Origin of the sequence: Nodosilinea sp. LEGE 07298 (assembly GCF_015207265.1) — a bacterium.
GTDB lineage: Bacteria > Cyanobacteriota > Cyanobacteriia > Phormidesmidales > Phormidesmidaceae > Nodosilinea.
In genome coordinates this window covers 1-7,714 of record NZ_JADEXE010000307.1, presented here as the reverse complement: position 1 = coordinate 7,714, position 7,714 = coordinate 1, and the positions used below count along the sequence as shown (strand labels likewise).

Sequence of the window (7,714 nt, the reverse complement as noted above, 5' to 3'; positions counted from 1 at the left end):
AAAATGGGGTGGTTCTGGGGGCACTGGTTGTTCAGCTCTGCCAGAGGTAGGTTGTTGTGGCTGACTTGATTTAGCTTTAGGGGGTTCGGGGGGTTGCAACAAGCCGACCCAAGCTTGCATAGAAGCAGGTCGATGCTCAGCTTCTAAAGCCATTCCTTGTAAGATAGCCTGGTTAAGCCACTGCTCAATTTCCTTACAATGTTGTTTCGGGGGCACTAGCTTATCGCCAAATGCTTTACGTTCAAAAGAATTTTGGGGCTTTTGCCCTGTTAGGGCAAAGTAGAGAGTCGCTGCTAGAGCATAAATATCTAGAGTAGCCTGGGGCTCAATCTCTCGCTCCATTTGTTCATAAGGGGTATATATTGAGTTGGTTGGATTGACAGTAATCGTACCGGGCTGTAGCAACTCTACCGAGCCAAAATCAATTAATACAGGTTCGCCATCTGACCGAAGGATGATGTTGCCGGGATGAACATCACAATGAATTAACCCACTTCTGTGGAGGCTGTGTATGGCCTCAGCTAGTTTGTGAAAGCAACGTATAGCTTCATCCTGAGAAAGCCTGCTTTTATTTTTAACCCGCTCTTTCAGTGTTTCTCCAACAACGTATGCCATAACTAAGCAGGGCATGTTTTCGTGGAAGAAATACTCGAACACCTGTACTATGTTAGGGTGTTCAATGCTGGCGAGGGCTTGCCCCTCTCGTCGAAAACGTTGAGCAAATTTTTCGTAATCTTGGTCAGCTTGAAACAACCGATATGGTGTTTTTATAACGACCTTTCGTTCCAAAAATGTTTCTTCTGCTAGGTAAGTCAGCCCAGAAGCCCCGTCACCAATTTGTTTGATGACTTTGTATTTACCAGATTGCAGCAAACGGCCTTCTGTCCACATGAATTATGTTGCGATATCAAAGGATGCTAAATCAGACTATCGTCATTTACTTTATGGCTGAGAGGGTGATTGCACCGGAGGCTGTTGAGGTGAAGTCTGGATATCTGGCCGATGCCAAAGGGGAATACCACCAATTAATAGGGCTACTATAACCGCTGCTGCTGCCCAAATAGCTTGCCACTTACTCCAATCTACAGAACTAGAATGTAATGGCTTAGGCTGATTAATTTCTGCATCCAGCCTAGAAAGCCAGTTCTGAATGGACTGGGGACGTTTTTCTGGCTTTAGTTCCAGTCCGGCCAAGATCATTTTTGTTGTTTTGCCTGAAATATCTGGGTTCTTGTTCTGCGGTGATAGCAAAGCCTGTCCATTGACCTGTCTGGCTTTTGCGCTACAGGGCACTTCTCCCGTCAGCAGTTCGTACAATGTTGCCGCTAAAGAGTACACATCGGTATAGGGGCCAATGGCCTGCCCACGAGCATACAACTCAATAGGCGAAAAGCCATCGGTTAACTCTTGCTCACGGGTTCGGCTGAGTTCTGTATCGGAATCCACGGCCAGTTCAAAGTTTGTCAGTACTGCATCTACTTGACCTCGTCGAAGTCTGAGATAAATATTTGCTGGGCAAATATCACGATGTACTAACCCTTGCTGATGAACAACAGTCAGTGCTTTTCCAATTTGTCGAATGTAAGTCAGCGCATTTTGCTCTAAGAGTTGTCGCTCAGATCGATCTGCCAAGCTGTTGCCATCCAAATATTCCACCGGTAAGCAGATTAAGTCTCCCTCTTTGAACGGTATTTCAACTTTTGCGATGTGAGGAGTACCACTGCACTTAGCTAGCTTGACAGCCTCTTGCCAGAATAGGGTTTCTTGGCGATCTCTTTCTATAGCATTTAGCCCAGCCAGTACCTGGGGATTTAAGACCTTAATCACCCAACGTTCGCCATCTGAGCGCTTAGCCAGATAAGAAATAGCGAAGCGTCCACGCCCCAACTCTCGCTCTAAAATATATTTTCCATTCTGTAACGTATTATCTGCCGCCTGCGGGTCTTGATGCAGGGTTTGAGTCAAGGTCTGGTCAGAGGCTTGAGCCGGTTGACTCATGAACACCTGAGCGCTCTGGGGCGCAGCTTGCTCACGTTGAGCCAGCACGGAATCAATTGCCTGCTCTAATGTTTCCAACCCATAGCCCATCTCGCTTTCGGTCCAGGTCAGCAGAGCCATCACCCGATCCCCCTGTGGGGCCGACGCAGCCGGAATATTGCCCGGCGGTGGTTTAAGGGCAAAAATCACCTGGTCGAGCTGTGGACCTGGCAAAGCCGAAAGCCGCTGAGTCAGCTGGAGTCGTTGGGAAAAGTCGGGGGAGCTTGTCACAACGGAATAAGGCCACAGGGTCAGATTATTGTTATTTACTATAGCCTGGTTTCTCTTAGCGACTTAATTGTCCAACCTGAGTTCGAGACAAGAGAAATCTTTGGGCAAACGGAGGAGCGCTACCCCCTCAATCGCTTCTGCATCGTCTCCAGCTTCCTCAAATCCGCTGCCCGCTTCCGGCGCTGGTAGCGCTCCTTTGCCACCCCATTCACCGCCTGCATCGCCTTTGGGTGCTCCGCCAGGTAAAGGTAGGCCGCCTCAAACCACACCTCCTTGGTGATCTTCTCATCCATACAGAGGTGGCGCAGGGCCTTATCAATCTCTTCCTCTAACCGCGTCGTTGTCCGCACTAGCTGCGGTAACTCCGCCTCATCACCTTGGCTAACAGACATACTGACGTCAACACCCGTAGACTCGTTAGAGTCACTATATCCCGACCCATTGCTCCCCACTGCCGACTGTTGAGGAGACTTCACAGGTAACTCTGCCCCCAACCCATCGGCACGGGGCGGCACACTCGGGCGCTGCCGCTGCATCAACCGTTCCAGCGCATCCTCAGCCACTCTCCTGCTCCTGCTCTAACGCCTCAATCACCCTGTACAGCGGAAATTCCAACTCCCCGTACCCAATCTCTGACAGCCGCTGCCCCTGCCGAATCGCCTGCTTGTAGCGCTCACTCTCCACAATTGACGGCAGCACCGGAATTGTCCCTGCCACCTGCTGCATAGCCGCTATGGCCTCTCGGCTATCCGTTGCCTGAGACCTACCAAACCACTTATCGCGAAACGGCAGCACCCCCAGCACCTGGCCCTTAAACGCCCGTATTCGCCCCAATTCCTCCAGCAGTTCCAGGCTGCACAGCAGTGAATTTACCCCTTTGGTCGAGGCCTCCGCTGGAATCAGCACCCATTCCGAGGCCCCCACCACCGATAAGCAAATCTGGGTGCGCTGGGGCGGCGAGTCGATAATGCAAACGTCAAATAGCTCCTCCACGGCCTCCAGGGCATGGTGCAAAGCCAGGGCTCCCATCCCGATGGTGGCCAAGTACTCCTGGGCTTTGTGCAGCCCCTCATCGGCTGGAATCAGAAATAGGTTGGCTGCTGTCAGCGGATAGATCCCATCGGCTGTTTCCACCTGCTGCTTCAGCACCTCCAACAGAGTGGGCTCATTCGCCTTCACGTCATGGCCCAAATAAAAGGTCAGATTCGCCTGCGGATCGGCATCCACCATCAGCACCTTCTGGCCCCGGTGCGCCAAGAGTCGCCCTAGCAGCAGTGAGACCGACGTTTTCCCTTGCCCCCCAGAGAGCGACAAACAACTCACTGTCTTCATAGATGTGTTTCACTCCCCGTACAACACTTAGCCCCTGCCCATCTCTGCATGGCTTGACCCACCAGCGATCTGGACGCCATATAAGCTTGCGAAGCTAGAGACATCAAGACGTATTGACGTCAAAATGCTTGTTTTGTGTCTGCAAATCAGTCGTCATGTGATGTTGTCAGTTAAAGCGTGACTTTTGAGTTGAAAATATGTGAGGGAAAAAGGAACTAAAGAAGATGGTCTTGCGTCGCTTTTGATGATTATCTATAGATAGAATGCGACTGCAATCATAGAGTTATTGCTTGTAGCTAATCGCGTTGATAATTGGCAGCAAATTTTCAGTCGATAGGGATTATGTATGGCCTCGGTATAAAAAATATTCCTACTTTAAGGATCTACATAGATCGGTCAATAGCTTGATTAACATCACGCAAGATTACAGAATCAAGCACGATATTCATTGTCTTGTATAGGCTTTAAACATGGATTTGAGCCGTCTAAGCCTGAATCAACAATTTAGTTTCTCATTTCCCCACCGTTGAAAAACATTGCTATATTGATCAAATCTTCACGCAATTCGAGTGGAACACGTCACTCATTGGTGAGCACGCGAGTCATGTCATCTGACTGATTTCAGGAGACTTCAATCATCAGTCAGACTCAATTCATTTGAGCCATGAAAACTCTCTACGTTTTTCCGTTGATGGAACGACTGGTAGGTCGGATGAATCCGCTTCCAGACCTGCCGCTATTTGTCGTAGCGTTCCTATGCCTTGCTCTGGATACCCTCATCCACGGCCCCGCCTTACTCATGATGCTGGCCGTGGCGGGGTTGACAGGCCTTGCCTGTAGGCAGGACATAACACCCTCCCGTTCCCTATCCAGGCGGGCTTCTAAAGCCCAGGATTTCAAGCGAATGGCTGGGCGGCTCCTGGGTCTAGGGCTGCTCTGGCTGATCACCCTGCTGGCCTATCCCGCCCAGGCCCAGTTCTTCGGCGATGCTGAAACCTGGATGACCACGAACTTTGGCACCGCTGCGGGCGACGCCATCCCCCTAGTCTTCAACGTGCTGCGGGGCCTGTTTCTGCTCTACGTCGGCATCTCGCTGGTACGGGTGATCAACAGCGCTCGCAATGACGAGGATTGGGTGCGAGCCGTTGCCTAGAAACTGGAACTCACCTGAGTTTCATGGGATTAGGCGCGAGGTCTTTGGACCTTGACAACTGAATGGCCATGTAGGTGTAAGTCCTACCCCGTGGGTGCAACGGTGACAGCACTTCCCCCACCCGTGAGACTAGCTCTCAATCGGGTGAAGCGGGGATGAACGGCAGCCCTTCCGAGAACCGTACTCGGCAATCTGTCTAGCAAGAATCTATGGGTAGCGAAAGCGAAGATGTGTCAGAACCATCGTCACGTCAAGTGGGCTACGACGGTTAGCAGCCCAGGCCAAAACGGCAAGGCAAACGGGAACTGGCGATTCCAATCTCGACCAGTCTGCACTTCCCATCAACCCGGTGGAGAGCATCGCCCTAAGGATTCAAACAATGGTCATTCGGAACGGAATAACCCGCTGAGGCGCTCTCTGGCTAACGTCAGAGTCGGCTGCCACGCTACAAGCCCTCAGCAGGCGGGATTGTATCAAAAGCGAAGGCCTGGGGTAATGCCCAGGATAAGCCTACAGATACACGATGAACTGATGGTAATGAATCAAGTCACAGTCCAAACGTCTAAGACTGGGGTCAATGCACCTCCAGTGGAATGGAAGACCCTCCCCTGGCGACAGCTAGAGGCGAAGGTGTTCAAGCTGCAAACGAGGATTTACCGAGCTGAACAGAATGGTGATGTGAAAACCGTTCACAAACTGCAAAAGACCCTGATGCGGTCATGGGCAGCTCGCTGCCTGGCGGTGCGTAAGGTTACTCAGGACAACCGAGGCAAGCAGACAGCCGGGATTGATGGTGTCAAATCCCTCACCCCAGCTCAACGCTTGCAACTGGCTCAAAACCTCTCCTTGAGCGACAAATCAGCCCCGGTTCGACGGGTGCTGATTCCCAAGCCAGGGAAGACGGAAAAACGGCCCCTCGGGATTCCGACCATGACCGAACGGGCTCGCCAGGCCCTGGTCAAACTAGCCCTGGAGCCCCAGTGGGAGGCCAGATTTGAGCCTCACTCCTACGGTTTCAGACCCGGTCGCTCAGCACAAGACGCCCTCAGGGCGATTCAACAGGCGACCCAGCAGAAAGCCAAATATGTGCTGGATGCGGATATCGCCAAGTGCTTCGACCAAATTGACCAGAGCAAGTTGTTGGATAAGCTCGACACCTTTCCCAGCCTCCGTCGCCAGATCAAAGCCTGGCTAAACGCGGGGGTAATCGAAGGGGCAAACTGGTTCCCTACGGAACGCGGAACGCCTCAAGGCGGTGTCATTTCTCCCTTGCTAGCTAACATTGCGTTGCACGGCATGGAGGCTTATCTCAAGCAGCAGTATCCCCGGCATTCTCGCATCATTGACGGGAAACGCCGCGATATTCTGTCCCCCAAACTGGTTCGATATGCCGATGACTTTGTCGTTCTGCATGAAGACCTGAGCGTCATTCAGGGTTGCTTTGAGGCGTTAACGACCTGGCTGCAAGAGATGGGGCTAGTTATCCATCCGGAGAAGACGCGAATCACCCACACCTTGACTCCGGTTGAGGGGAATGTGGGATTTGATTTCCTGGGGTACCACTTTCAACAACATTCGGTCGGCCAGCATCGTGCTTCCCGCGTGATGCAAGGGAACTACCGAAGTGGTGCCGTCAGTCGCTCCCTAGGATTCAAGCTCTTTGTCACCCCCAGTCAGGACAGCCTCAAACGGCACATGGCCGCCGTGGGAGAGATCATCAAGCAGTATAGCCACGCGCCGCAAGCGGCCTTAATCCATGCCTTGAATCCTGTGATTCGGGGATGGGCGACCTACTTTGGCTACTTCAATGCTCGCTCCCAACTGGCTAAAGCCGATTTCCTCACTTACCAAAAGCTCCGCGCCTGGGCAGTGAACCGCTGCACCGGACGAGGAGCCCGAAAAGTGGCCGAAAAGTACTGGCAAATCAGAACTGAAGGACGATGGACGTTTGCCGCCAAGGACGTGGAGCTAACCCGTCATATCCGGCACCGCACCGCCGTTTACACGACTCTGAAGAACCAGAAGTCCCCCGATGACGGGGATTGGGCTTATTGGTCACGGCGAATGGGGCGCTATCCCGGCATCTCCCCTCGGGTTGCTAAGCTGCTCCAGAAGCAAGGGGGTAAATGTGCGTTCTGCGGACTTCACATCACGTTCCATGACCTGGTCGAGGTTGACCACATCCAGCCGTTATCGCGGGGCGGTCAAGAGACCTTTGACAATCTCCAGTTGCTTCATGGCCACTGCCATGATCTCAAAACGGCAACGGATGGGTCGTGCTCAGCTTTCTTTGGGCCGAGTCAGTTCATTGAGGAGCCGGATGAGGGGAAACTCTCACGTCCGGTTTTGAAAGAGAGTTCATTGGAGCGATCCAATGTTCGACTCTAACCAAACTATTGCCCGCACACCGCTAATTATCATCATTGCCGTCACCGCTGGCGATGTGCTGACGACGCTAATCACCGGCTAGTTGTCGCCGTGCGGCCATTCAGATCGAGGGTGCAGCTCTACACCGTCCTTTCAGCACTGCTAGCGGCTTATGGCATCTAAATTTCGCCCCGTTAACACCATTCTGGGGGCGCAACCCCGGTTAGGCCCCATTCCAGCCGACCAGATCATTCCCTGGTTTTGCATCACGGGGGCGTCTTACCTGCTGGGTCGCGGGTTCAGCCTCAGCTGGACTTCGATTGGTTTCATTGCCGCCTGGGGCATGTCTACCTGGTGGATTCTCACCGGGGGGCAGAGCTGGAAGTTCACCGCAAAATTTGTGCCGACTCCCACTTGGAGTCGCGGCTATGCCCGATATCTAAGGTTTATCCACGATGAAACAGATCTATCAAATGTCAAGTACATAGAGGTGACGCGACAGCTAGATTGGCGGATTGCAGGGTCTGAGAGAAGGTCAGCACCCCCGTTCATGAGCGCTGTAGCAGTGGTCGCCTTTCGAAGAACGACTGCACG

Annotated in this window: 7 protein-coding genes; 3 read left to right on the top strand and 4 right to left on the bottom strand. The window is 52.6% G+C overall.

Annotated features, from left to right (window positions below):
• The 4 genes from IQ273_RS27605 to IQ273_RS27590 all read right to left on the bottom strand — a co-directional run.
• A partial coding sequence (locus IQ273_RS27605) for a serine/threonine-protein kinase (RefSeq protein WP_194026339.1) occupies positions 1-891 on the bottom strand: 891 nt, incomplete at its 3' end.
• A gap of 51 nt (positions 892-942) precedes the next feature.
• Complete coding sequence (locus tag IQ273_RS27600) at positions 943-2,118, bottom strand: serine/threonine-protein kinase (protein WP_194026338.1); 1,176 nt, start codon at positions 2,116-2,118, stop codon at positions 943-945.
• Positions 2,119-2,387: 269 nt separating this feature from the next.
• Positions 2,388-2,831, bottom strand: coding sequence for a hypothetical protein (locus IQ273_RS27595; RefSeq protein ID WP_194026337.1), 444 nt, complete (start codon positions 2,829-2,831; stop codon positions 2,388-2,390).
• Positions 2,824-3,600, bottom strand: coding sequence for a ParA family protein (locus tag IQ273_RS27590; protein ID WP_194026336.1), 777 nt, complete (start codon positions 3,598-3,600; stop codon positions 2,824-2,826). The genes IQ273_RS27595 and IQ273_RS27590 overlap by 8 nt, the downstream gene beginning before the upstream one ends.
• Positions 3,601-4,264: 664 nt before the next feature.
• Between IQ273_RS27590 and IQ273_RS27585 the strand changes: the two genes are divergently transcribed.
• The 3 genes from IQ273_RS27585 to IQ273_RS27575 form a co-directional block, all read left to right on the top strand.
• The gene (locus IQ273_RS27585) at positions 4,265-4,753 is read left to right on the top strand and encodes a hypothetical protein (RefSeq protein WP_194026335.1); all 489 of its coding nucleotides are present in this window, start codon (positions 4,265-4,267) and stop codon (positions 4,751-4,753) included.
• A 537-nt stretch (positions 4,754-5,290) separates the two neighbouring features.
• On the top strand, positions 5,291-7,141 hold the full coding sequence (gene ltrA / locus IQ273_RS27580) for a group II intron reverse transcriptase/maturase (protein ID WP_194026334.1): 1,851 nt from the start codon (positions 5,291-5,293) through the stop codon (positions 7,139-7,141).
• Between the two features lie 151 nt (positions 7,142-7,292).
• On the top strand, positions 7,293-7,714 hold a 422-nt coding region (locus tag IQ273_RS27575; protein ID WP_194026333.1), incomplete at its 3' end, for a hypothetical protein.